The organism is Brevibacillus sp. HB1.4B (assembly GCF_013284285.1).
Lineage (GTDB): Bacteria > Bacillota > Bacilli > Brevibacillales > Brevibacillaceae > Brevibacillus > Brevibacillus porteri.
The window spans coordinates 165,709-191,497 of the sequence record NZ_JABSUT010000003.1 but is presented as its reverse complement, the minus strand read 5'-3'; the positions used below and the strand labels follow the sequence as shown (position 1 = coordinate 191,497).

The 25,789-nt window shown below is 45.3% G+C and carries 26 protein-coding genes and 1 riboswitch; of the genes, 6 read left to right on the top strand and 20 right to left on the bottom strand.

What is annotated here, in order from left to right:
* The first annotated feature begins 7 nt into the window (after positions 1-7).
* Positions 8-406, top strand: a complete 399-nt coding sequence (locus HP398_RS08830) for a hypothetical protein (protein WP_173622403.1) — start codon at positions 8-10, stop codon at positions 404-406.
* 67 nt (positions 407-473) lie between these two features.
* On the opposite strand, the gene HP398_RS08825 is transcribed toward HP398_RS08830, so the two are convergent.
* A complete protein-coding gene (locus HP398_RS08825; RefSeq protein ID WP_017251113.1) occupies positions 474-626 on the bottom strand; it encodes a hypothetical protein in 153 nt (50 codons plus the stop codon).
* 73 nt (positions 627-699) lie between these two features.
* Here HP398_RS08825 and HP398_RS31360 point away from each other — a divergent pair, with 73 nt between their 5' ends.
* On the top strand, positions 700-969 hold the full coding sequence (locus HP398_RS31360) for a DUF1871 family protein (RefSeq protein WP_173622402.1): 270 nt from the start codon (positions 700-702) through the stop codon (positions 967-969).
* Here the strand turns inward: HP398_RS31360 and HP398_RS08815 are convergent.
* The 3 genes from HP398_RS08815 to HP398_RS08805 form a co-directional block, all read right to left on the bottom strand.
* Positions 878-1,285: a dATP/dGTP diphosphohydrolase domain-containing protein gene (locus HP398_RS08815; protein ID WP_254476011.1), complete on the bottom strand. Its 408-nt coding sequence runs from the start codon at positions 1,283-1,285 to the stop codon at positions 878-880. The genes HP398_RS31360 and HP398_RS08815 overlap by 92 nt on opposite strands.
* 381 nt (positions 1,286-1,666) lie before the next feature.
* Positions 1,667-2,098 (bottom strand): hypothetical protein, encoded by a 432-nt coding sequence (locus HP398_RS08810; protein ID WP_173622401.1) that lies wholly within the window; start codon positions 2,096-2,098, stop codon positions 1,667-1,669.
* 280 nt (positions 2,099-2,378) lie between these two features.
* On the bottom strand, positions 2,379-2,612 hold the full coding sequence (locus HP398_RS08805; protein WP_254475982.1) for a hypothetical protein: 234 nt from the start codon (positions 2,610-2,612) through the stop codon (positions 2,379-2,381).
* Between the two features lie 140 nt (positions 2,613-2,752).
* Between HP398_RS08805 and HP398_RS08800 the strand changes: the two genes are divergently transcribed.
* On the top strand, positions 2,753-3,088 hold the full coding sequence (locus tag HP398_RS08800; protein WP_173622400.1) for a DeoR family transcriptional regulator: 336 nt from the start codon (positions 2,753-2,755) through the stop codon (positions 3,086-3,088).
* A 113-nt stretch (positions 3,089-3,201) separates the two neighbouring features.
* Here HP398_RS08800 and HP398_RS08795 read toward each other — a convergent pair whose 3' ends face one another.
* Positions 3,202-3,378, bottom strand: coding sequence for a DUF3850 domain-containing protein (locus HP398_RS08795; RefSeq protein ID WP_483297071.1), 177 nt, complete (start codon positions 3,376-3,378; stop codon positions 3,202-3,204).
* Positions 3,379-3,458: 80 nt separating this feature from the next.
* On the opposite strand from HP398_RS08795, the gene HP398_RS08790 reads away from it, so the two are divergent.
* Positions 3,459-3,980, top strand: a complete 522-nt coding sequence (locus HP398_RS08790; protein ID WP_017251108.1) for a M23 family metallopeptidase — start codon at positions 3,459-3,461, stop codon at positions 3,978-3,980.
* Between the two features lie 1,020 nt (positions 3,981-5,000).
* On the opposite strand, the gene HP398_RS08785 is transcribed toward HP398_RS08790, so the two are convergent.
* The 10 genes from HP398_RS08785 to HP398_RS31280 form a co-directional block, all read right to left on the bottom strand.
* Complete coding sequence (locus HP398_RS08785) at positions 5,001-5,222, bottom strand: helix-turn-helix domain-containing protein (protein WP_003387736.1); 222 nt, start codon at positions 5,220-5,222, stop codon at positions 5,001-5,003.
* Between the two features lie 421 nt (positions 5,223-5,643).
* Positions 5,644-6,567 carry an ABC transporter permease gene (locus HP398_RS08780; protein WP_017251105.1) on the bottom strand — a complete coding sequence of 308 codons (924 nt, stop codon included), beginning with the start codon at positions 6,565-6,567 and terminating at the stop codon, positions 5,644-5,646.
* Between the two features lie 44 nt (positions 6,568-6,611).
* Positions 6,612-7,535 (bottom strand): ABC transporter permease, encoded by a 924-nt coding sequence (locus HP398_RS08775; protein WP_017251104.1) that lies wholly within the window; start codon positions 7,533-7,535, stop codon positions 6,612-6,614.
* Between the two features lie 34 nt (positions 7,536-7,569).
* Positions 7,570-8,433 carry an ABC transporter permease subunit gene (locus HP398_RS08770; protein WP_017251103.1) on the bottom strand — a complete coding sequence of 288 codons (864 nt, stop codon included), beginning with the start codon at positions 8,431-8,433 and terminating at the stop codon, positions 7,570-7,572.
* 355 nt (positions 8,434-8,788) lie between these two features.
* A complete protein-coding gene (locus HP398_RS08765) occupies positions 8,789-9,310 on the bottom strand; it encodes a GNAT family N-acetyltransferase (protein WP_100169666.1) in 522 nt (173 codons plus the stop codon).
* Positions 9,311-9,341: 31 nt separating this feature from the next.
* Positions 9,342-11,435: an ABC transporter transmembrane domain-containing protein gene (locus HP398_RS08760; protein ID WP_173622398.1), complete on the bottom strand. Its 2,094-nt coding sequence runs from the start codon at positions 11,433-11,435 to the stop codon at positions 9,342-9,344.
* Positions 11,436-11,455: 20 nt separating this feature from the next.
* Complete coding sequence (locus HP398_RS08755; RefSeq protein ID WP_254475980.1) at positions 11,456-11,947, bottom strand: hypothetical protein; 492 nt, start codon at positions 11,945-11,947, stop codon at positions 11,456-11,458.
* Positions 11,948-12,054: 107 nt separating this feature from the next.
* Positions 12,055-12,513: a chemotaxis protein CheX gene (locus HP398_RS08750; protein WP_017251098.1), complete on the bottom strand. Its 459-nt coding sequence runs from the start codon at positions 12,511-12,513 to the stop codon at positions 12,055-12,057.
* A gap of 177 nt (positions 12,514-12,690) precedes the next feature.
* Positions 12,691-13,089, bottom strand: coding sequence for a hypothetical protein (locus tag HP398_RS08745; RefSeq protein ID WP_173622397.1), 399 nt, complete (start codon positions 13,087-13,089; stop codon positions 12,691-12,693).
* A gap of 70 nt (positions 13,090-13,159) precedes the next feature.
* A complete protein-coding gene (locus HP398_RS31280; RefSeq protein ID WP_173622396.1) occupies positions 13,160-16,891 on the bottom strand; it encodes a S8 family serine peptidase in 3,732 nt (1,243 codons plus the stop codon).
* A gap of 189 nt (positions 16,892-17,080) precedes the next feature.
* Between HP398_RS31280 and HP398_RS08735 the strand changes: the two genes are divergently transcribed.
* A complete protein-coding gene (locus tag HP398_RS08735) occupies positions 17,081-17,524 on the top strand; it encodes a MarR family winged helix-turn-helix transcriptional regulator (protein ID WP_017251095.1) in 444 nt (147 codons plus the stop codon).
* Positions 17,525-18,122: 598 nt separating this feature from the next.
* On the opposite strand, the gene sdhB is transcribed toward HP398_RS08735, so the two are convergent.
* The 3 genes from sdhB to HP398_RS08720 are packed head-to-tail and all read right to left on the bottom strand — an operon-like array spanning position 18,123 to position 21,276.
* Positions 18,123-18,872 (bottom strand): succinate dehydrogenase iron-sulfur subunit, encoded by a 750-nt coding sequence (gene sdhB, locus HP398_RS08730; RefSeq protein ID WP_007722466.1) that lies wholly within the window; start codon positions 18,870-18,872, stop codon positions 18,123-18,125.
* Between the two features lie 18 nt (positions 18,873-18,890).
* Positions 18,891-20,645 (bottom strand): succinate dehydrogenase flavoprotein subunit, encoded by a 1,755-nt coding sequence (gene sdhA / locus HP398_RS08725; RefSeq protein ID WP_007722462.1) that lies wholly within the window; start codon positions 20,643-20,645, stop codon positions 18,891-18,893.
* Between the two features lie 19 nt (positions 20,646-20,664).
* On the bottom strand, positions 20,665-21,276 hold the full coding sequence (locus HP398_RS08720; protein ID WP_007722458.1) for a succinate dehydrogenase cytochrome b558 subunit: 612 nt from the start codon (positions 21,274-21,276) through the stop codon (positions 20,665-20,667).
* Between the two features lie 429 nt (positions 21,277-21,705).
* Between HP398_RS08720 and HP398_RS08715 the strand changes: the two genes are divergently transcribed.
* A complete protein-coding gene (locus HP398_RS08715) occupies positions 21,706-22,158 on the top strand; it encodes a YslB family protein (protein ID WP_017251094.1) in 453 nt (150 codons plus the stop codon).
* Between the two features lie 49 nt (positions 22,159-22,207).
* Here HP398_RS08715 and HP398_RS08710 read toward each other — a convergent pair whose 3' ends face one another.
* Both HP398_RS08710 and uvrC read right to left on the bottom strand, forming a co-directional pair.
* Positions 22,208-23,449 (bottom strand): aspartate kinase, encoded by a 1,242-nt coding sequence (locus HP398_RS08710; protein ID WP_173622395.1) that lies wholly within the window; start codon positions 23,447-23,449, stop codon positions 22,208-22,210.
* A gap of 230 nt (positions 23,450-23,679) precedes the next feature.
* A riboswitch (Lysine riboswitch) is annotated at positions 23,680-23,867 on the bottom strand.
* 102 nt (positions 23,868-23,969) lie between these two features.
* The gene (gene uvrC / locus HP398_RS08705) at positions 23,970-25,751 is read right to left on the bottom strand and encodes an excinuclease ABC subunit UvrC (RefSeq protein WP_173622394.1); all 1,782 of its coding nucleotides are present in this window, start codon (positions 25,749-25,751) and stop codon (positions 23,970-23,972) included.
* Between the last annotated feature and the right edge of the window lie 38 nt (positions 25,752-25,789).

Sequence of the window (25,789 nt, the reverse complement as noted above, 5' to 3'; positions counted from 1 at the left end):
ATTCATTTTGAACAAAAAACTTTTTAAATCCGGAAACTTACTAGTTGTTCTGCCTCTCTTATTTGCACTTTTAATTCCTGCAAGTTTCTTACTTGACCCATTATCAGCCCAAAGAAATGAATTTGGATGGAACTTACAAGCCGGTTCTGCCAATGGAATTGTAGCCAAAACTCCAATTGATGTAGCGAGCAATTTGTTTTACAATGATAGGCCGTTACGGAATGCACTTGTAAAAGTAACTTACTTTGACAATAACCAAAATGTGAGCATTGTAATGCAACCTTATGAGGATGGATATGAAGGGACAGTTTTCTTCCAAGAATCAGGAAAATATACCCTTCGATTTTCTGTAGAGAAAGGAAATATTATAGGATCAGAAGATTGGGAAATTGATGTAACAGAGTAAGAATCAATGTCTCTTCTTACACTTCTCGGTGAGAAGTGTTTTTTTAATTTTCATAATTACCGTTTTGTTAATAACCATTGAACTCAGGCATTTGATGGAGTTGCCACTGTTGCATGGTCTCTACTACGATCTGATAGTCCTCGAAAATCGTGTTCGTTCCGTCGATCCCATACCAGCAGGAATATGATGTAAACGTCTTAATCTTTGTGCAATCTAACATACCCTCCCCTCCCTAACTAATCAGTTAACGTCCGCTTTTTTATGGTAATATACTTAGACTGACCAAATTCGAGGTGAAACAATTGATTTATGCTAAAGTAAAAAACATTATTGATAGATGGGACCCGATTGGGTTAGTTAGTATAGATCCCGAACACGATCATTACCGATTTGAAATAAATGAGATTATTACACTGCTTCAATCTAGCTACAGCACCCCTGAAGAGTTGGCCAAACATGTAGAAACCATTTTCATCGAATATTTCGATGACGAAATTTATGATCGTCCGTTCGCAGAATGCCTGGATGTCGCTCACATTCTAATAACAATCGATATCGATTAACAATGCCCCTTTTAAGTGCTACATCTACCTTTTCCCCCATTCTCTTCATACACTTTTTGATAAATTGCTCTTCGCCAGTCATATATTGAAAAATGTGCCTCAGAGCGCTATCCATAAACTCACTGATCGGCATCCCTTTTTCCCAATTGCGTCCATCGCCGTATTTGATTTCACCTAGCTCACTTCTCTGTGCTATTCGGCGCATTGCTACAGGAGAGAGCACATCATATCTGCCTTTCCCTAGCGCTCGATCTCGTTTTGCTCCAGTTTCAAACGTCTTATGTTTTCCGTTATCTCGGATTCCAGCAGGCACCATCGTTCCCACACCTTCACTCCCGAAATATTGTGTTAAATACTTTGGCTCCGCTGCCTACCCACACTTAACCCAAAACAGCTTTTCTTCTCCGTCCATCCACCACATGTGCTCGAACACAATTGGGGGGTTGCCCTCCGTGGATTCATCTTTGCAGTAGAGGATAATTGCTATTTTCATAGTGAACGAGGGCGATCATGCTCTCGTTTTCTTACTTTCTCTTTTGTTAAGTAACAATAGACTAACCATGTGTGGGACAGTCCTCGCAATCGAAGTTTTGATCGCACTGTTTCTTGGCATGTTCTGCCAATGATTGGAGCCTTCACAAAATCATTAACAAATTCAGCTATTCATTTCATCATCTGTAAAGCGAAATACCGACCGCTAAGTTGTACTTCTCTTTGCTTCATTATTTTCAAATACCTCTTTCAGACCGATAAGTGTTGCTATTTTGAAATCTGTCAATCTGGTACTTCCAGGACGGATTTCAAGACTTATGAGCTTGAACATGAAATTGCCAATTGCCAGATTTCGTTCGTGATATTGATATTGTATATACTCTTTTAAAGCGTCATAGATGCAACATATCAATATAGGAAACAGTCGTTCCCACTCTGTATTTCCTTTCAAATCATCTTGAATCAATGCTTCATTCTTAAAGCCAATAAGACCTTGACATGGTTCGATTACGAAATCAACGATGGCATAATGGTCTGGCCCTGCCTGTCTAATATATCTAGCTTGTTTTTCAACCCATTCCGTTACAGTAATAATCGATACTTCTTCTACTTCATAAGGTGGATTAATCCAGATCATAGCGAGCCCCTTTCTGTTTTAACATCTGAAATGATTGCTTCCATAAATAACTCCTTCACCAGATATCTTATTTAAGCACATTCTAAGTAGATAACTGATTGTAATTGTAATGAATTTGGTCTTGGATTTCTAAAGATGAGGCAGTCGGAAGAATTAATCACCGAAGGTAATTTAATTACTCCTAATCCTTATCCCTAGATAAACTCCGCTTTATTCTTAACTCCCGTAATGTTGTGTTAACTCACTCGAACCACATACACTTCTTTTATGTGCGACTTATTCACATCGTAATATTCACTCGCGCCCACTTGTTATTTTTCTTTTCGTATACCAACTCTCCGTTATTGTTGATAAATACCCATTGGTCAGTCACTACCACGCCGCCTTCGCGTTTGATCAAAATAAGCGGAACCCCGTTTGTCCAATCCTTTCCGCCATGATGTATGTGAGACGTTTTCGGGTCTTCGTACTTTGTCACTTCCTCCAATTTCTCGATCTTGATTAGGTTAATCATGCTAAACCCTCCATTTAACAAATGTGTGTTTTGTAAAATGCCCCTGTACTTCTAGTAAGTTGTTTAAAATCGATTGCATATTTACCATTTTCTTGAAATATGATCTTCATGTAGTTACTTTCCTGAGAGGGTGTTTTTTCATGAGTGCACTTAAGTCGACGTTTATCGGCGCTATTTATTCCGCTCCTTCCCCATTGCCTGGTCAATCGCATCGTTCTAGCTCAAATATTGGTACGGAAGTCCTTCCGCCAGACACAGTTAATTTTCAATGGGTAATAAGTGGAGTTTCCAATCCTAATCAAATTAGTTTTTCTGTCAGTCAAGATGTTAGTGGAGGCAATGATCCTACTCATTTTACTGGAGTAGTTAACGAGAAAATCACAGATGTTGTTTCTACTCGCTCTCTTTACATTGGGAGTCCCAAGGGTGCACAAGAAAACTTTTTGGTTGAAATCTATGCACTTTCAAGATCATAAATAATGCTGTTCAATTAGGGTGTCCTTTGGGACACTTCTTTGTTATTTGCAAATGACTATCTTGCATTACCGTTGTGATAAATCAGTGCCATTGACAGCATGACCTTTCCTGGCTACAGAAATTGCTCATCTGCCAGTACGTGGGTGATAACCCGCCTTACAATCCGACCGGTGTACTCTTCTTCTTCTGGTTCCCACTCTCGAAGCAAAAGTGTGTCTCCTGCCTTATAGCCTCTATCATTTTTTCGTATCTCTGCCTTTTTGGTGCCGTACATGACCTTAAGAAAAATAAAGTTTGATTAGCAGTTACATTTTTCCATAATCCTCGTATTTCATAATAAAACCAACTTTATATGAAGTAGGAGGAAATATGAAAATCAGAAATATTGTTATTTTGAATCTATTAACTTTAGCAGTTACTTTAACCCCAACAGCTTTCGCAGCGGAGGCAAGTAATTCGAGTCAGCCTAGTAAAATTAACGAAACACACTTTTTTTTAGAAGCCCCCATTCATGATACCTATGTAATTTCCTCTGATTTCGGCTTGCAAATTAATCCTGAAACTAAGGAATCAAAAGGTCATAACGGATTGGACTATGCAACCGCTAAAGGTACAGCTATCTTTGCAGCAAATGATGGTGTCATTCTTTTCGCTCAAAGCTTAAAAGGATTTGGAGAAACTATAATAATCAAGCACAATTCCGAATTCAGTACTCTCTATGGTCACATTCTCCTTGGTTCATTTCTTGTGAAGGCCGGAGATACCGTAAAAAAAGGGCAAAAAATAGCAGAAGTAGGATCGTCCGAAACAGGAGATATGTTGCATTTTTCTGTTATCAAACAAGGAACTCCAGTGAATCCTACCCATTATTTACCACAAAGTACTCAATGAGGATTTTAGTCACCTTCCGCAAGGATTGGTGGCTTTTTCAATTCCACACAATAACTATCTCAATTGATTGTTTTCTGATGCCCATTTCCCTAAAATGGTGGATCTCATTAAATAAATTCATTTCTGGAGAAAGTCGTTATGTTGGCGAAGACCAATAATAACAAAGTACACATTTTGATAAATTGCTCTTTAAGAAAGTCCATATACTTGAGGTTTTAAAGCCAAAAATGGTAATATTTTTTCTAATCAACATTCAGGGGGTGTCTCAAATGAAGTTATATCCTCAAACATAGAAAATTTGAAAGCGAGGAGTTATATGTCATTTGAGATTATAGAACGCACCCCTACTCTTGAAGAGTTTCATCAATTGTGCGTTTCGGTTGGTTGGGAAAAGATGATGAATTTCAAAGTGATCAAAGACTCACTTGAAAATTCGTTGTAAGTATCCTGCTTTAACAGGAATGTTTCAAGTAGCGCCATTTTAGTTAGTACAAAAAGTATCTCCTTCGGGAACAAACTACATCTTCTTGCTTGTGCCCCATACTCGAAAGGCGTTGTGTTCCCACCAATTGCTGGTATTCTTCTGTATGGAAGATTTCCATGTAGTCTCGCTTCAAAGGAACATCTGATTTAAAATCCTTTGTTTCCATGTAGAAAGTATCTTCAAAACGTTTTTCTTCTCCCCATGTGTGCATCTTCATTTCGTATATCGTCCCTATGTACTGCACTGTACGTTTCATCATTTTTAATTCTGCACCCTTGGCAATTAGGGCATCTAACTTTGAATGGTTCCGATAATGTGGTGGCCGAAGCCTCCAGCCCGCCATTACCGATTACATCCCAACAGCCGAAGAGATTCAAGCTCCGTTCAGATCCTATACCCTTCGACCATCGCCTTCTCTACTTCTTTCTTGTTTGCTATTTATACAAAAGTAATTAAAAGGGCATTTAAACGCAAATGAACATAAAAAACCCTCCCTTCCGACCAAGGGAAGAAAAGGGAGGCTGGGTGGACTGGGTTCAAATCTCTAGTTCACCAAGTCGAACGAGTTCGACTACTGCCTGAGATCGACCTTTGACACCTAATTTTTGCATGACATTACTAATGTGATTGCGCACAGTCTTTTCGCTGATGAAGAGTTGTCCGGCAATCTCTTTGGTTGTCTTATCTTGGACCAAGAGTTCAAACACTTCTCTTTCGCGATTCGTTAACAACGGCTTGGTTTGGTCGCTACCCTTCAATCGTGCCACCCCTCCTTGTGGGCTCTACAGGAACAAGGTTGAGGGATTACAGAGTCACCTTATCCTATGATGGGGGGTGGGTGATGGTGCCGGAATTTCAAGGATTTTAGGCTTTTGCCTTACATCCTATTCAGAAAATGGGCAATGGGTTCCGAACACCGCAGAGAAACCTCTTCGACATCCGCCGTGAATTTTTCCGTTCGAGACGACGATGGCCGCCAGTTGTCCCCCGTTCAGATCGCGACGAGTTCGCCTCGCCTGATGAGATTGCCATCGGAACCCAAGGCCAACACCGCCCCCGACACTCCAGTCTATTCACCCGACACATATACTGCTCCCTACAATTCGACTTCCATTCCATTATTTTTAATCGGATCAACCAAAAATGCCCTTGATTCGTAAAAATCAAAGGCACCACAACTTAAATAAATGGTGTACGATTATACGTTTGCTCGAACTTATCACGCAAGCCTTTGGCCAACAAGCTAAATGATCCAATGGCGATCATGAATGCCCCCAATGGTACGAGAAAAATCCACGTATAGTTACTGTAAATAAAGCCTCGATAAGACCCGAGCAGTCCTGCCCATTCGTGTGTAATAGAATGATACAGAACCGGGTCAAAGGTCATTTTCGTACCACCTACAAACAGGTCAAATATACCGAGAAGCCCCATCAAGGTCATGACGGCGATCATTTCTGTCACCAAGATGATAATGAGCTGTTCCTTCAAATGTGGCAAGATGTGGCGAAAGACGATTTGATTCCGGCCAGCTCCCAGTGCAATGGCAGCCAAAACGTATTGTGATTCTTTAATTTGTTCGGTCATTTGACGCACAGAAGAGGCTACAGAAGGGGTTCCAAGAACAGAGACAAGCCCAATGAAAATCAGTACGAGCGTGAACGTCGGCAGCTCGGAATTCACATTGATTCCTCGCAAAAGAAAATACACGGGAATAAACACAGGCATATAGCTCCATGCATTTTCAATCGCCATCCACCAACGCTGTTCTTTATCTTGGATGCCGATATAGAGTCCAATCCATGTACCAAGTAACACGCGAATAAATGCGATCGCAAGGGTAATAAAAACGGTGTATGGCGCTCCATGGAGCAAGAGGGTCAGTAAATCATACCCCCATTTGTCCGTGCCGAGTAAATGTTCCTCTGACGGCGGAAAGGGCGGTGAGACCATGACTTGTTTACCGTTCACAACCTCGTGACGCATCTTCGCTTGATATTCCAGATCATAGGGAGCCAAGTAAGGCCCCGCCACAGCGATCACGATCAGAAGGAACACGAAAATACTGCCTAGCCATAAAGAAAAATGGAATCGTTTTTTCATCAAAAAACCTCACTTATCCCTCATGCTGAAAAGTGACCAGCTGCTTAAATAAATGGGGTACGACTATACGTCTGTTCGAATTTATCACGCAATCCTTTGGCCAATAGACTAAAGGAACCGATTGCAAGCATATAAGCAGCAAGTGGAATCAGGAAAATCCACGTGTAATTCGTGTAGACAAAGCTTCGGTAAGTCCCGAGCAGTCCTGCCCATTCATGTGTGGTCGAGTGATACTCAACAGGGTCATAGTACATAGTCGTGCCGCCTACAAACAGACCAAAAATCCCGAGAAGCCCCATCAACGTCATGGTGGCGATCATCTCTGTCACCAGGACAATGACCAGATGCTCCTTCAAATGCGGCAGGATGTGGCGAAAGATGATCTGATCCCGCCCAGCCCCCAGCGAAGTCGCAGCCAAAACGTACTGGGATTCCTTGATTTGCTCCGTTTTTTGACGGATGGACGCAGCTACCGAAGGCGTCCCAAGCACTGCCACTACCACTACGAAAAACAACACGAGCGTAAACGTTGGCAATTCGGGATTGATATTGATTCCTTTCAATAAAAAATAGACAGGAATAAATATGGGCATGTACCCCCAGGCGTTCTCTATCGCAATCCACCAACGCTGCTGCTTGTCCAATATCCCAATATACAGACCGATCCATGCTCCAAGCAATAATCGCAATAACGCAATCAAGAGCGTAATAAAAATGGTGTAAGGTGCCCCGTGGAGCAGTTTTGTAAGCAAATCATAGCCCCATTTATCCGTACCCAACAAATACTCGCCTGAAGGTGCCAAAGGAGGCGAAATGATCACTTGCTTCCCGTTTACCATCTCATTGCGAACTTTCACCTGGTAATCGATGTCATAGGGGGCCAAATAAGGTCCGGCTACACCGATAATTATTAGAAAAAATACCAAGATACAACCTAGCCATAAAGCCCAATTGAACCGTTTCCTCATACCATACCCTCACTCATTCCATAAGAAGTCTGGGCTATTTATACACAACCGCGCGTTCAATCACATACAGAATGAGACGAATCAATACATAGACTAAAATGGATAGCAAAATAATACCTAAAAGTCCCATGACAGCAGCATTGAATTCGTAACCGCCATCTTTACTAAAAATAAAGCGAGTCAATCCTACGACGTTTAATAAGTACTCAACAATAAACAAGTTGGCTACTGTAATGGCAATCGTCTTCTTTAAATCAGCAATGAGAAACGGCTTGATATTTTTATAGACATGGTGAATGAGAACATGCCAAATCCCCATCCCCTTGGCAAGTGCTGTTTTAATGTAGTCTTCGCCGCCGATTTGTACATACTTCAGGCTGACAACCTTCATGAGGAAAATCGTTGGTCCAATTGACAGTAACGTGATCGGAAACCATGTACTCTCAGAGTCACTTATAGGTGACAGGGTGATAATTCGAATGTTCGTCAGCTTGTAAAATCCGACAGCACCCACAATCGAAACAACAATTAGGATAAAGTCAGGAATCGTGGCAAGCAGATTCAAAACCTTTTGAAATTGACGTACAATCCGAAAGCGCTGCAATAGCAATCCAAAAATAATACTAGCAAGGACTGCGACACCAACACTTGCGAACAGTAGTTCAAAGGAGCTAATTGCAAATGGGAGGATATCCTCAGCGATGCTCCTTTCCGTTTGCCCCGAATAATAGGTTCCGAGGGAGCCCTCTGCAATCTGCTGAATCAGATATACCGTATGAACTACGATATTTCCCGGTTCGAACACGATTTCTTCCTTTTGCGTATATAGCATGAACGGCCCACCGCAAACGACGATAACTAGGAAAAACATCCCAATTAATTGTTTTACATAGGTCAAGCTCTCATACCCCCTTACTATTTCCAACAATACACTATCTATTAAAAATCATCCAGACAATAGAAAATATTTTATTTTTTTATTCTATTCAAATAGAATGACAAAATAAAAAGTGGCTGAGCAGGATAGCCTGTCAACCACTTCTCCATTCTTGGGACAGTTGATTCGAAAAAGATGATAGCTGATCGACTACTTCGCAGAAGAAGTAGCTACACGCAGCTGCTCATTTTTCATGAGAAGATTTTGAATCGAAGCAGTGAACGGTTTTCTTACTCCGTCTTTCAAACGTGGTACCATTGGAATCATCTGATAGTCCTCCTTTCTGACAATATCTTCTTAAGAATAGCATTTTTCCTTATTTAGCGTCAATTACGGCTCCCAGATAGGAAGCTAGTTGATTGATTTCGGCCATATAGATGTTTTCTTGTCCGTAATAGCCCTCCTGCTCCCCTGCAACCTGTGCAAATTTCGAATAGAGCCGGTTCAGATAGGCATGATCAGCATCAGCGCAAAAGGTCACCTGTTTCACTTGTGCATTTTCTGCGTGAACCTGTCTGATTAGATGGCGAAAGCCTTTCAGAAATACCCTGCTCCTTCGATATTTTTCTTCGACGATGACAGAATGAATATAGCAAATTTCTCCCTCTGGGTTTGGTTGCCTTTCTGCTGTCATGTATTGATAGTGGCCCCATCCGACCACTTTACCGCGCTCGTCCTCTATCAGGATCAAATGAGAATCCGGGAGGAACGTCAAAATATGAATGAGCGTGTCACTAAGGGAAAACATACGACTAAATTCCAATCGATTGCGCATAAAGAATAGCGTGAACTGGGCAAAATCATTGTCACTGGTACAACTTCTAAATTGGACATGCATCCTTTGCACACTGCCTTTCTTTTTCTGTTCGTTAGCGTATTAGCTGTTGGGCGTTTTTGCCAATCGTCGAGTGTTGGGACGTGATGTACTGGTATACCTTTAAAGGCAAGGTCAAAACAACACAAGAGGTGAGAGCCGTCACCGTTGTTGTCTGTAAAGCACCCGCTAGGTCTGTTTCTCCAAAGTGATCGCCGTCCTCCAGAATCGCAAGTCGAATCGGCTCCTCAAATTCAGCAGATGATTGGGAAACTTCTACCTTTCCGCGTGCGAGGATATGAAACTTTTCTGCTGCTTCTCCTTCCCGAATGATCGTCTGTCCAGCAGTAAACGTCTCGGTATGGAAAAGATGCAAAATATCAGACACGTCGACACCTAGAACATCCATAACACCTTCTGGGCTGGCCAACACACTTTGTTTCTCCCATAGCCTTTTGTAATAACCCCGCTTTTGCAACAGTTGAGAGTGTGTCCCTTGCTCCACTAGTTCCCCGTGCTCCAACACAAAGATTTGATCCATGTCCGTTATCGTCGACAAACGATGTGTCACCGTAATGACAGTCCGATCGCTGGAAAGCTTCGCAAAGGTCTTGTTAATAGAAGCCTCTGAAATGGGATCGAGAGCAGAAGTTGCTTCATCTAGAATGAGTAGAGAAGGATTACGCAGAATCGCTCGAGCAATGGCAAGGCGCTGCCTTTGTCCCCCTGAGAGGTTGCTGCCCCCATCCAAAACAAGTGTTTCGTACTTGTCTGGTAGACTCATGATATAGTCATGGATCTCCGCTTGCTGTGCAGCCATCCTCAGCTCATCGTTGGTCGCATCGAGTTTGCCGAGCCGGATGTTTTCGGCTATGGTTCCGTGAAAAAGAAAGTTATCTTGAAAGACGACCCCTACATGGTTGCGGAAGGCTCCCCGATTATATTCATCGAGTTTTGTGCCGTTTATCTCGATATGACCAGAACGAGGTTCATAAAAGCCTACTATCAGCTGAACGATCGTGCTTTTTCCAGACCCGCTGGAGCCAACAATGGCAACTTTTGTCCGAGCCGGAATCTGCATGCTGACCTGATTGATAGACAACTGATTTTCCTGATAACCAAACGTAACATTTTTTACGGACACTTCAGTCATACGCAAATCGAGCGGATCCGCTGTAGAATGGTCGACTTTTTCACTAGGTTCATCCAGTACCTTGTGGATTCGTTCCATACTGACTTGTGCATCTGTAATCAGAGGGAGCGTAAAGGTCAGATTAAACACTGCATTCCCCATCGACGTATACATGGTGAAAAAGGCGACAAGCGAACCGACAGAGATTCGCCCGGTGAGTGCCAGATAGGAACCAAAGCCAATGATCGTAAAGTTGATGAGTAGTAGGCATAGCGCAGGAATTCGTTCCAGCTTCGCTGCCATCAGATTTTTGCGATAGTTGCTGATCAACAGCAATTTGAGTCTTCCATTAAATTTATCGATCATGACATCTTGCAGGTTGAATCCCTTGATGACCATTTGCGCTTTCGTATTTTCCTGAACATCGTTCGTCATAGCTGCGAGCTGTTCTTTGTATGCAGCATTGACTGCGTGTGCACGTTGGCCAAGCAAATAAGGACCTGTAAAGATCAAGATTGCTCCCACCAAAATACACAGTGTCATCACCCATTCCAAGTAAAACAACACCATCGTACTAATCGACACGACCACCAATGACTGAATACCCGTCGTGAAGAGAATGGCCAACGATCTATCAATGACAGGCAAATCCACTGAAAAGGAAGAGACCAGATCGCCAGAACGCGTTTTGTGGAAGTAGCTGACCGGCAAATGCTGCATATGCGCAAACAGTTTTTGCCGCAAATCATTTTGCACACGTGCATTTAGTTTTGCCAGCACATAATCACTGATTATTCCAGCACTGACACAGATAAACCCGCTAATCGCCAATACGATCATGATGACTGTGAAAATGTGCATATTTTTAGGAACAATCGCTTTGTCAATGATCATCTGGAAACTAAGAGGTGCCAAGGATAAAAAAAGCAGATCGAGTGCAAGCGTGAGGAAAAAAAGGAAACTCAGGAGCTTATAGGGGCGTATGTAGCCAAACAGTTTTTTGATGACGAACAGCATCGTAACGTCTCCTTCTTGGATTAGAAAAATGGTTCATGTTGAAACCTGGCTGCATAGGATTGCCAAGCCAAAAACGATGCGCGATATTCATCCAATGGACCGTTTGCCGTTTCCACAGAAGCTACTCGTTCTGCAATCTTGGTAAACAATTTGCGTAAAGAGTCTTCCGAGGAAGTCCAGAATCGAAACTCCTTCACGTCCTCCTCCATATAGGCGATATATTCGGTTACATACTGAAGAGCGTGTAAAAAAAGGCGACTGCTGCGATACTGTTCTAAAAAATAGACCACCTGAATTTGAACGATATGCTTGTCTTCGTACTGATTTTCACCTGTCCCGTAAATGTACGAAAAAGCACCGATCACTTCATCGGCATCGTTGAAGCAAAGAAATGCTTTCCCCTCCATTAAAACGGGACTCGCCAGAAAACTGAGCGCCACAGGAAAGGAATATGGCATGCGGAGCTGGTCGTAGTTTTCCAATAAAAAGGCCATGTATTTCTCATAATACATCTCAGCTGAACAAATCGAGAAGTAATGATCCATCTCTTTCCATCCCTCCTTTGAATGATGATGTGTAGCTACGTATCCTTCACAAAAAAGACGGCCATTAGCCGCCTCTATCTTATCACAATAATTTGAATATCCAGTCTGCCCATGTCATGGAGATCGAGCGGTGCAGTCAATGCTGTCCCTGCCATGCCTTTCAAGTCATGCTGGTGTAAAAATAAGGGCGGGGTAATGTCTACAAGAACACCTCGATTGGACAAAAGCGTACTCGCATTCCCGGAAATCATGTTCCCCAACTCAGAAATGGCACTTTTTCCGAGCTCATCCATCTCTTGCACGGGATAGCCGCCCATCATGGCCGAGACAATGCGCAAAGCCAATTCCTCTTGCAGACCGAAAAAGACCTCACCCTGTAATTGACCTGTCATTCCGATTCGAATCCATGTATGGCCTTCTACATGGCTCCATTCTCTTTCAGCTAACTCTCCACGCGAAATGTCGACATTGCATACTTGTTGAATCACGGACGAAGCTGATTCAAGAAATGGATCAAGGTACTGGACTATCATCTGCATTCTCTTCCTTTCCCGGGCAATTCACTCTTAGAGGTTGTTCAAAAAGTCGTCTTTTGATCACGTAGTAGTACTGGAAGCCTATTCGACATCGAAAGAGGTGCTGAAAAGACGACTTTTTGACGTACTCGTATAGGACTATCATAATGTCGACTTTTGGCAGATGCAATAGGATTACGAAAACTTCATAGGCATAAGGTCACGAAAATAGGGAGTACTGGGAAAATAATCCTCTACTTTTGTCTCATGACGAATGGTATAGATGGCCGTGCACGTTCGCAAGTCTAATATTTCTACACCGATCTCATGCTTACTCAATTGCCACATCGGAAGCTGGACGCGATCAAAGGCAAAAACAGTATCTCCAAATGCCAAGCACTCTTGTATACAGCGGACAGCATCGTAATGTTCGTCGGCCTCAAGCAAATGAACGGGCTCCAAACCGAATTGTTCGATCAGATGAATGCGATCCCACAATTGCTCTGCCACACGCTTCCTTCTGGCGGTCCTTCTCGGTGATAGCACAGGGTACTCTCTCGTAACATATTCCCACATGATCCCGTGGTAAAACATCAAATAGAATCCTCCCACAAAAATTTGGCCCGGCAATAGCCTTCTATCTGCTACTGACGGGCCCGCTATCCTATTTTTTCTTTCCGACGACATTCATCTCCGCTCGGGCTTCCCTACCCAGTGCATCAGTCGCAACAACCGTCAGTTTTTGCTTGCCTTCCTCTACCTCATGAAGCACCAGGCGAAATAGCCCACGATCATTCGCGTTGGTCTGAAAGCTTTTTGATCCATAGTTGATTTGGAGGTTAACAGCACCAGCACCTGTCACCTTCCCTTCGATGGGCAGCGCTTCACCTTCCTGCCCTTCTAGCCGTTTGTTCGGCAGCTGGATCGTCGGAGCTGGCACTGTTCGCGCCTTGTAGGATATACGCTGCTCTCCATTACTTATGACGACCGACCCTGCATTGGCATCGACATACGCATACACCAGCAACATGCTTTGATTGCCTGCACCGTCTTTGCCTTCAAGCAAAATGCGATTCTCTCCCTGCTTCATACTCAAAATTTGCGTTACGTATTTTTGCGCAGGGATTTCCAATTGCTCTTCTTCAAAGTAGGACACGATTTGCCCATTGATACTTACCTGACCTTTATAGGTTTGATCTCTGTACATGAAGCGGACTGGAACCAGCATGTTCTTGGTTGCTGCATCGAATTGTACGTCTTCACTGCCATCGTTGATCAATTGCAGTGTCGGAGGACTCGTATCGACGATGACCCGTTGCGTGAATTGGCGCTTGTTTCCATACATATCCATTGCACTGTACATCACATAATTGAGACCTTCCGTTAATCGCAGGATGGTTTCAAATGATCCATCCGTCGCCAGCTTTACAGGCGTTTTGTTAATCGATAAGCGGACTCTGTCCATCATATCCTCGCCTGTTACTTTGCCCCTGAAGGCTACATCCGGCTGCTTGGATATTTTCAGATAAGGAAACAAATCATCCGGAAACTCCACAAATGGCGGAGTACTGTCACTTTTCCCGTTAATATGCGCCACGCTGATATTCCCTGCATAATCATACGCGACTACACTCATTTTTTTATCTGGCTGATTAATAAGTGTGCTGGACACTTTTGGAGAATAGGGGCCTCCTACCCTCTTGCCGTTTACATAAAGGAAATAGGCTTGGATATCTTTATCGCGGCTGCTCCACTGAACCCGGTTTCCTGACACAGAAGCTGTAATCACAGGAGCTTTTGTATCCACGCGGATGGGGAGTGTCATCGTTTGCCAATTGGCATTGCGGTCGTCTATTTTGGCCTTAATAGAGAATTGGTACTGTCCATCAGGTGCCTGTATATAGGCGCCTTTTTGTGGTGAAAAGATCTTTCCGTCCCAGCTCCACGCTTCCTTTTCTGTATAATAGTATGGCGTCCCCAGCTTGGATTGGTCGTACTTGCTCACCTTTTCATCACGCACAAGAGTGCGAATCGGCTTGCCTGACTGATCTGTTACTTCGACGATAATATGACGGGCATTGCGCAAAAAAGTAATCGAAGGAGCAGCGACATCGTAATGCCCATCCCCGTTTGGCGAAAAGGCAATATGATTGGGATCGATTTTCGCACCGCCATCGGCTTTGACACCTGTAACACCTAGATAATCCCGATAGCGCCATTTGTCATTGCGTTTATCGTGATACCAGCTCGTCTTGACACCTGTTCGTTTTTCCTGACTTTCTGCCTCCCATACGGGCTGATCCATTATCTTTGGTTCATCCCAGTCCCCGTAGAAGCCATAAAACGGCGTGCGCAAAGTAGGCAGCTCTTTATCATCTGGTTGAAAGGAAATAAATCCTTCTGCAAATTGATTACGTGGAGAACCTGTCGGAATCGTGAGCGTTACCTTCACTTCCTCTAACTTCCCCGGCGCAACGGTAATCTTAGGAGCGGAAAATTGTAGTTCTGCCCCCTCCAAAAGGGTATCTGTCAGCATGTTGATCCCGTTTTTGCGTAAGTCAGTCATGACACCAAACTCATTTTGTAGCTGATACGTAATTGGCTTTTTACCAAACTTGTTATTAATAAATAGAGAAAAGGTCGTTGAATTCCCAATCTCTCCTAACGAGACACCTGCTTTTCCTTTTGCATTCACAACAATGGCTGGCGTCTTGATCGCTTTTGCGATTTGCATCAGGCCTGCCCCTTGAACCCGTGGGCTGTAAGGAACTTTTTTTGCTTTCTCTTTATCCGCTGCGGGTATGCTGATTTGCGGATCGATAATCGGTTCTGCTGTATTCATCGCCGCAGCCTTCAACGTATCGACAAGCGATTTGCCTTGCAGGTTCCGCCCTTGCTTGAGATAACCTTGTTTCAGCAAAGCCATCCCGCCCGCCACATGGGGCGTTGCCATTGACGTACCACTTTTCACGGCATATTCAGACTCTCGCGTGAGTGACAAGATGCCTCCACCTGGAGCAGCAATCTCCGGTTTGAACTGCAAATCGGGTGTTGGTCCCCATGATGAAAAAGCCGAGATCGTTCCTCCGTCTGGATAAGGCATTGGATTTTGGCCATATTCACCGTTAAATGAGACCGTCACTTTCTTGCCTTTTTTAATCGCTTGCGCCATTTGCTCGCCCATGTGCTTCAAGACAGAAACAGCCGGGATTTGCTTGGCATGCTCCGCACTGATAATGAGTGGTCCCATTTCATTGTTGTAGATAACAGCACCAACTGCTCCTGCTTCTTTGGCGAGGCGTAGCTTATCGTCGAATGAAATGTCGCCTCGCTCGAGCAATACCACCTTATCTTTTACGGAAACATTGTAGTCTTCCTTCTTCCCTTTCCCCATATAGACAAGCGGATACGGCTTCATCAATGTCATGACCGGGTTTATCGCACCCCCGCCTTCCACATAGCCCGATAAATACACGACTTTCTCCATACCGGGTACCCCTTGCACCGTGAAGCTATAGCCAGCTAGTGCTGTAGCGTTGACAGAAGCAACCGAAAACGCATCAGGACTCAAGCCTGGAGAACCGATCATGGCGATATCTGGATTCTGTGCTCGTACCTTATCACTGCCGAAATACGCATCATTGCCGGCGGCTGCCACAACTACGATCCCATTATCGACTGCTCGCTTCACAGCCATTTGCTCCACATTTGTTTCATCCACATAGCCCGCTGAGGAACCGAGACTCAGGTTGATGACATCTGCTTTTTTCGTAATGGAATCATTGATCGCAAATAAAATCGATTCACCTAGCCCAGGAACCTCGCTTTGATAATTGGAAAATACTTTTTGGCTGATGAGCTGGGCTTCAGGAGCAACTCCTTTTACTTTTCCGTTCGCCCCAATAATTCCCGCCACATGGATACCATGCTGAGATTCCGATACGTCTTCCGTTGTTTGCGTACGGTCAGCCCAGTTAAAGCCAGGGATCACCTTCTGGGAAGAGCCTGACTTTTGCATGGCTGAACGCTTATCATGTGGGACAGGGAAATCGGGATGGCGCGGATTGACTCCCGTATCGATCACGGAAACGAGCATCCCTTCCCCTTTTACCCCCGCTTCCTCCCAAGCCTTCGTTGCCTCAATCATTTCCAGCGAATCGACAGGCGCAGATTTTAATTGCTCACCTCGCAGTAGCAGTTCTTGTCGTTGCCATTCATCTGCCTTCGTTTTATATTCCTTGTCCGCGTTGCCTGTATGTAATGGCTCGTGCATTTCCGCGAGATCCTGCAAAATCTGCGTACGAATGGTCGCTGTTCCTTCAAACGCTGTTGTGCTGACAGTCGTTGCGGGAAGCAAAGCCAATATCAATCCAATGCTGCATACCTTTTTCTTCATCGTTTGCCCCCTTGCTGGAAGTCATTCCATTATGTTTTCAGTTTTCACTAGGAATCGCTTGGGTATTCCCTTCTTTTCGCGAAGGTTGACAAACGAAGTACTTTCAGCCTATATTTAAGTGCGTTAAATATTACATATCAAATATTCCCGATAACGAAGAAATAGATCAAATAAGGAGACGATACGAGCATGCCCTCCCCCTTAACAGATACGCTTGAGCGCCTGCAGGAGGCGTTTCGTACCATTATGCGCACGATGGGAACGCAATTAGCCGAACCTGTCTCTGGTTTAACTGGCCCGCAATTCTACATTCTTCATCAGTTGGAACAGAAGGAAAAATGCACAGTCGGAGAATTGGCTGAATCAATGGGGGTAAAACCAAGCGCCATCACAGCAATGGTCGACCGTTTGGATAAACACGGTTTCGTCGCCCGTGATCGTGATGAGGAAGATCGCCGAGTGGTTTACATCAGCTTGCGCGATTCTGGCAAAAAAATTCTGCAAGTAGCCAAGCAGAATCGAAGAGAAAAACTAAATAAAATGTTCTCTCACCTCAGCGAAGATGAACTCCAGCACTTCGTCCTCCTTTTTGAAAAGCTGGCGATGGCGGCGGTCATCGAGGCGAGTGAATAAACTCCTTGTACGTTGCTGTTGTGGTGGGGAGAAAACAGGAGAAAACGCTCTGCTTCTAGGGCCACCCCCTCGGGGATTGACTGCACGACTCCATGCAAAAAGCGAAACCGCGTCCAAAGTTGTCCTCTCAGGATGTATTTCAGAGGTGGACGCTTAAGAGCGTGTTTCGCTTTTTGCATTGCGTCTCGGTCGGTGTCCCTAAGATCTTCGCTTATTTCTCCTGTTTCCTCTACGATCTTTCCATGTGATCCGCTTTTTTAAATCCTTCAAAGAATGAAATACCTCATCTGTTACAACAGAGAAGAATATTTCCAGACGTAGCGACTTGTGGAGTCCTACCGAGCGGAGAAGGGATTTGCGGGCAAAAGAAACGCAACGTGCCCGTGCTACGAAGCGGCTACCACTTTTGCGTTTCCCCGCAAATCCCTTCGGAGCGGACAGTCTTATCCCCCAGCAGGACGGAGCCTGGAGCCTAGCCTGGAAATATTCTTCTCTCCACTACAGCGACATATACAGTAAGCACTTAAACAAACTTTCCTAAACTAAAAAAAGGCGTGCATTCCGGATCACCGGTGCACGCCTTTTCTATTGCAAACAATTAGGAGAAGAAGAACTTCTTCACTGCATGTTTGGTTGTTTCTTTGTTCATGTGAGCGATCGAAGTTGTGAGCGGAATACCTTTTGGACATGCTTGTACGCAGTTTTGCGAGTTACCGCAATCACCGATACCGCCATCTTCCATCAGGGCTTCCAGACGCTCATGCTTGTTCATCATACCCGTTGGATGCTGGTTGAACAGACGAACCTGCGAAATCGCGAACGGACCGATGAACTCAGCCTTCGCATTCACGTTCGGGCATGCTTCCAAGCAAACACCGCACGTCATGCACTTCGAAAGCTCGTACGCCCATTGACGCTCAACTTCCGGCATGCGAGGACCTGGTCCCAGATCATGCGTACCATCGATTGGAACCCACGCTTTTACGCGCTTCAGCGCATCGAACATGCGGCTGCGGTCAATCGACAAGTCACGTTGTACAGGGAAGGTGCTCATTGGCTCAAGACGAATCGGCTGTTCCAGCTTATCTACCAGTGCCGAGCAAGCTTGGCGTGGTCTTCCGTTAATAACCATCGAGCACGCACCGCATACTTCTTCCAAGCAGTTCGATTCCCAGTTTACTGGAGACGTTTTTTGACCTTGTGCGTTGAGTGGATTACGTTGAATCTCCATCAAAGCACTGATCACGTTCATACCAGGACGGTAAGGAATCTTGAACTCTTCCTTGTACGGAGTGCTGTCAGGGCTATCTTGACGAGTGATAATCAAATGAATCAATTTTTCTGCCATGATCAGTTTCCTCCTCTCTTATTTCTTGTCAGACGTATAGTCTCGCTTACGTGGTGCGATCAGGGATACGTCGATGTCTTCATAGTAGATTTCAGGCGCAGTCGTTTCAGCATTGTACTTCGCCATTGTCGTCTTCATGAAGTTCTCGTCATCACGCTCTGGGAAATCAGGCTTGTAGTGAGCACCGCGGCTCTCGTCGCGCTTGAGCGCACCGATCGTGATCGCACGGGACAGTGCGAGCATGTTCCACAGATGACGGGTAAACGCCGCACCGGAGTTGCTCCATTTATTCGTATCGTTGATGTTGATTTTCTTGTAGCGTTCCATCAGTTCAACGATCTTATCATCCGTTTTTTGCAGACGGTCGTTGTAACGTACTACCGTTACGTTGTCAGTCATCCACTCACCCAGTTCCTTGTGGATCAGGTAAGCATTTTCTGTTCCGTCCATTTTCAGGATGCTGTCGTATTTCGCTTGCTCTTGGCTAGCAAAACCGTCGAAGAGCGTGGAAGACAGATCATCAGAGGATTTGTTCAAGCCTTTGATGTACTCGATTGCTTTTGGACCTGCTACCATACCGCCATAGATAGCGGACAGGAGGGAGTTCGCACCCAAACGGTTTGCACCGTGCTGAGAGTAATCGCACTCACCTGCTGCAAACAGACCAGGGATATTGGTCATTTGGTTGTAGTCTACCCACATACCGCCCATGGAGTAGTGAACCGCAGGGAAAATCTTCATTGGAACTTTACGTGGGTCATCCCCAACGAATTTTTCGTAAATCTCGATAATACCGCCCAATTTTACATCCAGTTCTTTTGGATCTTTGTGGGACAGATCGAGGTATACCATGTTTTCGCCGTTGATACCCAGCTTCATATCTACGCAAACGGAGAAGATTTCGCGAGTCGCGATGTCACGCGGAACCAGGTTTCCGTATGCAGGGTATTTATCTTCCAGGAAGTACCAAGGCTTACCGTCTCTGTACGTCCATACACGGCCACCCTCACCACGAGCAGACTCGGACATCAGACGCAGCTTGTCGTCTCCAGGGATTGCAGTTGGGTGAATTTGGATCATCTCACCATTGGAGTAAATAACCCCTTGTTGATACGCCGCAGACGCTGCTGTACCTGTATTGATAATCGAGTTCGTCGATTTACCGAAGATGATACCAGGTCCGCCTGTTGCCAAAATAACGGCATCCGCACGGAAGGATTGAATTTCACCGGAACGCATGTTTTGCGCAGTAATCCCGCGACAGGTTCCTGTATCGTCCAAAACGGCTCCGAGGAAATCCCAATATTCGTACTTGGTTACCAGACCTTCAGCTTCATAACGGCGTACTTGTTCGTCCAATGCGTACAAGAGCTGTTGTCCAGTTGTCGCACCCGCAAAAGCGGTACGGTGATGTTTGGTTCCCCCGAAACGACGGAAGTCCAACAAACCTTCTGGCGTACGGTTAAACATAACGCCCATACGGTCCAACATATAGATAATGCCAGGTGCTGCATCACACATTGCTTTGACTGGCGGTTGGTTTGCCAAGAAGTCTCCGCCATATACTGTATCGTCGAAGTGCTCCCATGTGGAGTCGCCTTCCCCTTTGGTATTTACCGCCCCATTAATACCGCCCTGCGCACAGACAGAGTGGGAACGTTTTACCGGAACCAGGGAGAACAGCTGAACAGGAACGCCTTTTTCTGCTGCTTTGATGGTAGCCATCAAGCCGGCCAAACCTCCACCGACAATGATCAGTTTACCTTTTGCCATGAGTTTAATCCCCCTATCCCTACAAAATGAAAGCCGACATCGCACGCAAGCCGATGAAGGTTACAATTACGAATACGCCCAAAGTCAGGAATGTTGCAATGCGTTGGGAACGCGGCCCAACTGTAATTCCCCAGTGAACCAGGAACGACCACAGTCCGTTGGAGAAGTGGAAAGTCGTGCTAATAATCCCGATTGTGTAGAATACGATCATTGCAGGACTGCTCAAAATGTTTGCCATCATGTCATAATCCACGTGTGCACCCAGTGCTTTTTGGATACGAGTTTCCCAAACGTGCCAAACAATAAAAATGAGGGTAATGACTCCTGTAACGCGTTGCCACAAGAACATTTGATTTCGGAAGTAACCGAAGTTCCCTACGTTATGCTTCGCTTGGAACGCGATGTAGAGACCGTAAACAGCGTGAAACAGGATCGGGAGGTAGATCAAGGCAAATTCAAGTACTAACAGAAATGGAAGGCTTTCAATGAAGCCTACGGCCTGGTTGAAAGCTTCAGGCCCACGAGTCGCTTGATAGTTGGCTGTCAAGTGGAACACGAGGAAGAGCCCGATCGGAAACAAACCAAGAAGTGAGTGTAGCTTGTGACTGAGAAAGCTATGGCCTTTCGCCATACAATGGTCCCCCTTTCAATGTATGTAACTCTCAATTCTGTGAAAAACGTCAAGCGTCACCGCAAGCAGTCCAAAACGGTTTTCGGCCGTTTTGATAGACCTTTCCCCAATATCCTAACCCATTGCCTCACCCATTAGACATAGCAAAACCGCCACGATCATTTTATGAAGAGCGTCTTGACGCTGTTCACAAAAAGACTGCGTTCGCTAGATCACATGAATTTGTCGGAATGTGTCAAAATCCGAGAAAAAGTTGGGCAAAACTTTGACCAAATCCAATTGTACTCTTGTCGACACATAGCGTCAAGACAATCAATGTACTAAATACATTGATAGAATAACTTTGTTTAGTCCAGCTATTTTTTCTATTAAGATGTCATGAATGCGAGTCCCTCCTCATAATCTAGTACAGACAGGAGGGAAGCACATATGAAAGAGAAGGATCAGCTTGCAGCACTGTTGCCGCCAGAGACCATTCCCTATGCGGAACGAATGAATATGCCCTATCTTGGCTATCATCTTCTACGCGAAACGCTGACTAGCACCCTGCTAGGCGATAGTGAAAACCATATTCTCTATTGGATTGGAAAAAATATGGGCCGCCAAATCCCCATTCAATCTGCAACAGGCCCGATTATGCCTTTTATTCGGCTCGGATTAGGCCAGCTCGACGTCGTGGAGGAGTCCGGGCAAACTATTGTCTATTCGCTTACTCATTCCATTTTTAGCTACCAGTCTATCGAAAGACTAGGATGCAGTCTTTCTTTTGAGGCTGGGATCATAGCTGGTATGATTGAGCAATGGAAAGAAAGAGAAGCGTTCAGCAAAATCGAAATGGAAAGCTCCTCTGACATACGTATATCTGTACAAGTGGCGTCATGAAGAAAATGCCCCCTCTACCTATAACAAAGGGAGAGGGAGCATCCATGTTTTATACTCCGTGCACGACCGCAGTTTCCTCGACATCCAGACCATATGCCGAATGAAGACTGCGAACAGCCAGCTCCGTCAAGGCTGCTGGAATGACGCAAGAAACCTTGATATCAGACGTAGATACCATTTTAATAGAAATTTCTTTTTCTGCCAGGACACGGAACATTTCGGCAGCTACCCCTGGATTATTGATCATGCCTGAGCCAACAATCGATACCTTAGTCAAGCCTTCCTCGAAATCGACTTTTTCAAAGCCAAGCTCGTTTTTGTTTCTGTCCAGCGTATCCAGTGCTTTTTTCAGGTCATCCGCTGCAATTGTAAAAGAAATATTCGTAACAGACGCATCATAAGAGCTTTGGATAATGATATCGACGTTCACCTGATTGTCCGCCAGCGTATTGAACAGACGGGAGAGCGTCCCGACCTTGGCAGGCATGCCGACAACCGTGATTTTGGCTACATCTTCATCGTGTGCAACTCCACTTACTACTCTTCCTGTTTCCATGTTGGCAACCTCCTCAACGTACGTACCATCTTCGGCAGTAAAGCTGGAGCGGACGACCAGCCTTACCTTGTATTTTTTCGCAGCCTCTACTGACCTTGGATGAAGAACCCCTGCACCGAGGTTCGCCAACTCCAGCATCTCATCATACGAGATCGTATCCAGCTTGCTCGCAGCTGGAACCACTCGCGGATCAGCTGTATACACCCCGGACACGTCTGTAAAGATTTCGCATTTCTCAGCGTTCAAGCTCGCTGCGAGTGTAACCGCAGATGTATCCGATCCACCGCGGCCGAGCGTCGTAATTTCACCTTCGTCACTGATCCCTTGGAATCCTGCCACGATCACCACACGACCACGGCCGAGCTCGGATTGAATCCGCTCTGGATCAATCTGCTTGATCCGTGCTCTTCCGTGAATCGCCTCCGTGGTGATTCCAGCCTGCCAGCCCGTAAGAGAAATGGCGTCGTAGCCTTTTGTATGCAAGGCCATCGACAAAAGCGCGATCGATACCTGCTCCCCCGTGGTCAGCAGCATATCCATTTCACGCTCGGATGGGTATGCGCTAATCTGCTTGGCCATACCTACCAACACGTCAGTAGATTTGCCCATTGCAGAAACAACGACTACCACATCATGCCCTTCCTCTTTGTAGCTGACAATTCGATCCGCAACTCGTAAAATTCGCTCAATGGTACCTACAGAGGTGCCTCCATATTTCTGCACGATCAACCCCATGCGGCTTCTCTCCCTTTTTCTCATATCCAATATTGGTATTTATCTCGTATCGTATGGTTTTTCACTATTCTCTCTATAAGGAAAAATCTTGCATTTTATTTTACAAAAAAGGCACCGACAAGGAATAAGACCTGCCGCTGCCTACTGTTTCGACATACCGGTTCCTCCCTCCCAATACACGCGGACAACGAAGATTGACAGTCATCACCATCAAAACTCACATTGACACACCGTGAGATAGCTCTCCATCTGACAATTGGTCATTGTGCAGATGACAGTCCTGCATTTGTTCAACGCAGACCCAGCATGGAGAAAAGCGGGTTTCCCTCCACACTTCGGCGAATTCCCCTTTCCCGTCCCCTTCACAGATTCCCGATCTCAGGGTGGTACTCTTGGTTTTCGCGCCTCTACCTCACTCCATAATGGAAGTGAGGCTAACTATTCTGTTTGAATCGGATTATATCATGAGTCTAAAAATGGATCAATTCCTTTTTAGAGGTTGTTCAAAAAGTTACATGTGCTATGTGTCCAGCTTGCGCAGATGCCCGATGATTTCTTTTGCTAGCTTGTCACCGATCCCTAATTGGCGGAAGTCTTCAACGGTCGCCTCTCGCATTTTTTTCAACGAGCCAAAATGAGAGAACAACAGCTTTCGTCGCTTCTCACCGATACCCGGGATCTCATCTAACTGCGAGGAGAGCATCGTTTTTGTCCGGGATTGTCTGTGGAATGTAATAACAAAACGGTGGACTTCATCTTGGATGCGCTGCAACAAATAAAACTCATAGCTATCACGTCTAAGATTCACAGGCTCTGGCGGATCTCCGTACATGAGCTGAGCGGTGCGGTGCTTCTCGTCCTTCGCAAGTCCACAGACGGGAATATAGAGACCCAGCTCGTTTTCCAGCACGTCCATAGCCGCACTGATTTGGCCTTTTCCACCATCGATCACTATCAGGTCAGGCATCGGCTGGTTTTCTTTCAGCAGGCGTGAGTAACGACGGCGAACCACTTCGCGCATGGAGTCGTAATCATCTGGCCCCTCGACGGTTTTGATCTTGAATTTGCGGTATTCCTTTTTGTCAGGGCGACCATCTGTAAACACAATCATTGCAGACACAGGCTCTGTTCCCTGAATGTTGGAGTTGTCAAACGCTTCAATTCGATGAGGAACCGGAATCCCTAAAATGTGACCAAGATTGTGTACCGCTTGGACTGTACGAGCATCGTCCTTGGACATCAGCGCGAACTTCTCCTGCAAAGCAATACGGGCGTTCTCGGAAGCCATCTTCACGAGCTCATGCTTTTTGCCTCTTTTCGGAGCATGGACTTTGATGCCCAGCCACTCACCCAAAAGCTCCGGTTCACTCTCTTGCGGGAGCAAAATTTCTTTTGGTAGCGCATTTTGTTTATCGTAGTAGAACTGGCTCACATAAGACATAAAGTCCTCGGTTTCGCTTCCATAGTATGGAAAAGAAGTTGTCTGACGCTCGATCATCTTCCCTTTTCGCATGTAGAACACCTGAATGCACATCCAGCCTTTTTCCACAGCAAATCCGATAATGTCGCGGTCTACCGTATCCGTGAACGTGATCTTCTGCTTCTCCATCACCGCTTCGATGCTCTTGATCTGATCGCGATATTCCTTGGCTCGTTCGAACTCCATGTTTTCAGCGGCTTGCAGCATTTTTTCCGTGAGAGTTTGCTTCATTTCCTCGTGGCCACCATCGAGGAACCGGCTGATTTCATCCACCAAACGCTGATTTTCCTCTGCCGATACCTCGTACACACAGGGCGCTAAACATTGTCCCAAATGGTAGTAAAGACAAACCTGCTTGGGCATATTGCGGCACTTGCGCAACGGATAGAGGCGATCCAGCAGCTTCTTCACCTCGGAGGCATCTCCGGCATTCGGATACGGACCGAAATACTTGGCTTTATCTTTTAATACCTTACGGGTAATCTCCAGGCGTGGCTGCGCCTCATTCGTAATTTTGATGTACGGATACGTCTTGTCGTCGCGGAGCATGACATTGTAACGCGGATCGTGCTCCTTGATCAGGTTGCACTCGAGGATGAGCGCCTCAATCGCGGAGGATACCACAATGTACTCAAAGTCCACGATTTCACTGACCAACAGCTGCGTCTTCCCGTTATGACTGCCTGTAAAATAAGAGCGGACGCGGTTTTTCAGTACCTTGGCTTTTCCTACGTAAATGATTTCCCCGCTCGCATTTTTCATCAGGTAGCAGCCTGGCTTATCTGGCAGGACGGCCAGCTTATCTTTTAAGGAGCTGTTCATGGCTGCTCCCTCCTCTTTGCTCTATATCTGCTATGCAT

What these genes read in the sequence shown, in the direction of transcription:
- HP398_RS08775 (WP_017251104.1), bottom strand. Translation starts at nt 7,535, where the DNA reads ATGAGGAAACGGTTCAATTGGGCTTTATGGCTAGGTTGTATCTTGGTA.
- HP398_RS08780 (WP_017251105.1), bottom strand. Translation starts at nt 6,567, where the DNA reads ATGAAAAAACGATTCCATTTTTCTTTATGGCTAGGCAGTATTTTCGTG.
- HP398_RS08790 (WP_017251108.1), top strand. Translation starts at nt 3,459, where the DNA reads ATGAAAATCAGAAATATTGTTATTTTGAATCTATTAACTTTAGCAGTT.
- HP398_RS31280 (WP_173622396.1), bottom strand. Translation starts at nt 16,891, where the DNA reads ATGAAGAAAAAGGTATGCAGCATTGGATTGATATTGGCTTTGCTTCCC.
- HP398_RS08720 (WP_007722458.1), bottom strand. Translation starts at nt 21,276, where the DNA reads ATGGCGAAAGGCCATAGCTTTCTCAGTCACAAGCTACACTCACTTCTT.
- HP398_RS08765 (WP_100169666.1), bottom strand. Translation starts at nt 9,310, where the DNA reads ATGCATGTCCAATTTAGAAGTTGTACCAGTGACAATGATTTTGCCCAG.
- HP398_RS08815 (WP_254476011.1), bottom strand. Translation starts at nt 1,285, where the DNA reads ATGGTGCCTGCTGGAATCCGAGATAACGGAAAACATAAGACGTTTGAA.
- HP398_RS08825 (WP_017251113.1), bottom strand. Translation starts at nt 626, where the DNA reads ATGTTAGATTGCACAAAGATTAAGACGTTTACATCATATTCCTGCTGG.
- HP398_RS08810 (WP_173622401.1), bottom strand. Translation starts at nt 2,098, where the DNA reads ATGATCTGGATTAATCCACCTTATGAAGTAGAAGAAGTATCGATTATT.
- HP398_RS08750 (WP_017251098.1), bottom strand. Translation starts at nt 12,513, where the DNA reads ATGATAGTCCAGTACCTTGATCCATTTCTTGAATCAGCTTCGTCCGTG.
- HP398_RS08800 (WP_173622400.1), top strand. Translation starts at nt 2,753, where the DNA reads ATGAGTGCACTTAAGTCGACGTTTATCGGCGCTATTTATTCCGCTCCT.
- sdhB (WP_007722466.1), bottom strand. Translation starts at nt 18,872, where the DNA reads ATGGCAGAAAAATTGATTCATTTGATTATCACTCGTCAAGATAGCCCT.
- uvrC (WP_173622394.1), bottom strand. Translation starts at nt 25,751, where the DNA reads ATGAACAGCTCCTTAAAAGATAAGCTGGCCGTCCTGCCAGATAAGCCA.
- HP398_RS08715 (WP_017251094.1), top strand. Translation starts at nt 21,706, where the DNA reads ATGAAAGAGAAGGATCAGCTTGCAGCACTGTTGCCGCCAGAGACCATT.
- HP398_RS08735 (WP_017251095.1), top strand. Translation starts at nt 17,081, where the DNA reads ATGCCCTCCCCCTTAACAGATACGCTTGAGCGCCTGCAGGAGGCGTTT.
- HP398_RS08745 (WP_173622397.1), bottom strand. Translation starts at nt 13,089, where the DNA reads ATGTTTTACCACGGGATCATGTGGGAATATGTTACGAGAGAGTACCCT.
- HP398_RS08805 (WP_254475982.1), bottom strand. Translation starts at nt 2,612, where the DNA reads ATGATTAACCTAATCAAGATCGAGAAATTGGAGGAAGTGACAAAGTAC.
- HP398_RS08755 (WP_254475980.1), bottom strand. Translation starts at nt 11,947, where the DNA reads ATGTATTATGAGAAATACATGGCCTTTTTATTGGAAAACTACGACCAG.
- HP398_RS08760 (WP_173622398.1), bottom strand. Translation starts at nt 11,435, where the DNA reads ATGCTGTTCGTCATCAAAAAACTGTTTGGCTACATACGCCCCTATAAG.
- HP398_RS08710 (WP_173622395.1), bottom strand. Translation starts at nt 23,449, where the DNA reads ATGGGGTTGATCGTGCAGAAATATGGAGGCACCTCTGTAGGTACCATT.
- sdhA (WP_007722462.1), bottom strand. Translation starts at nt 20,645, where the DNA reads ATGGCAAAAGGTAAACTGATCATTGTCGGTGGAGGTTTGGCCGGCTTG.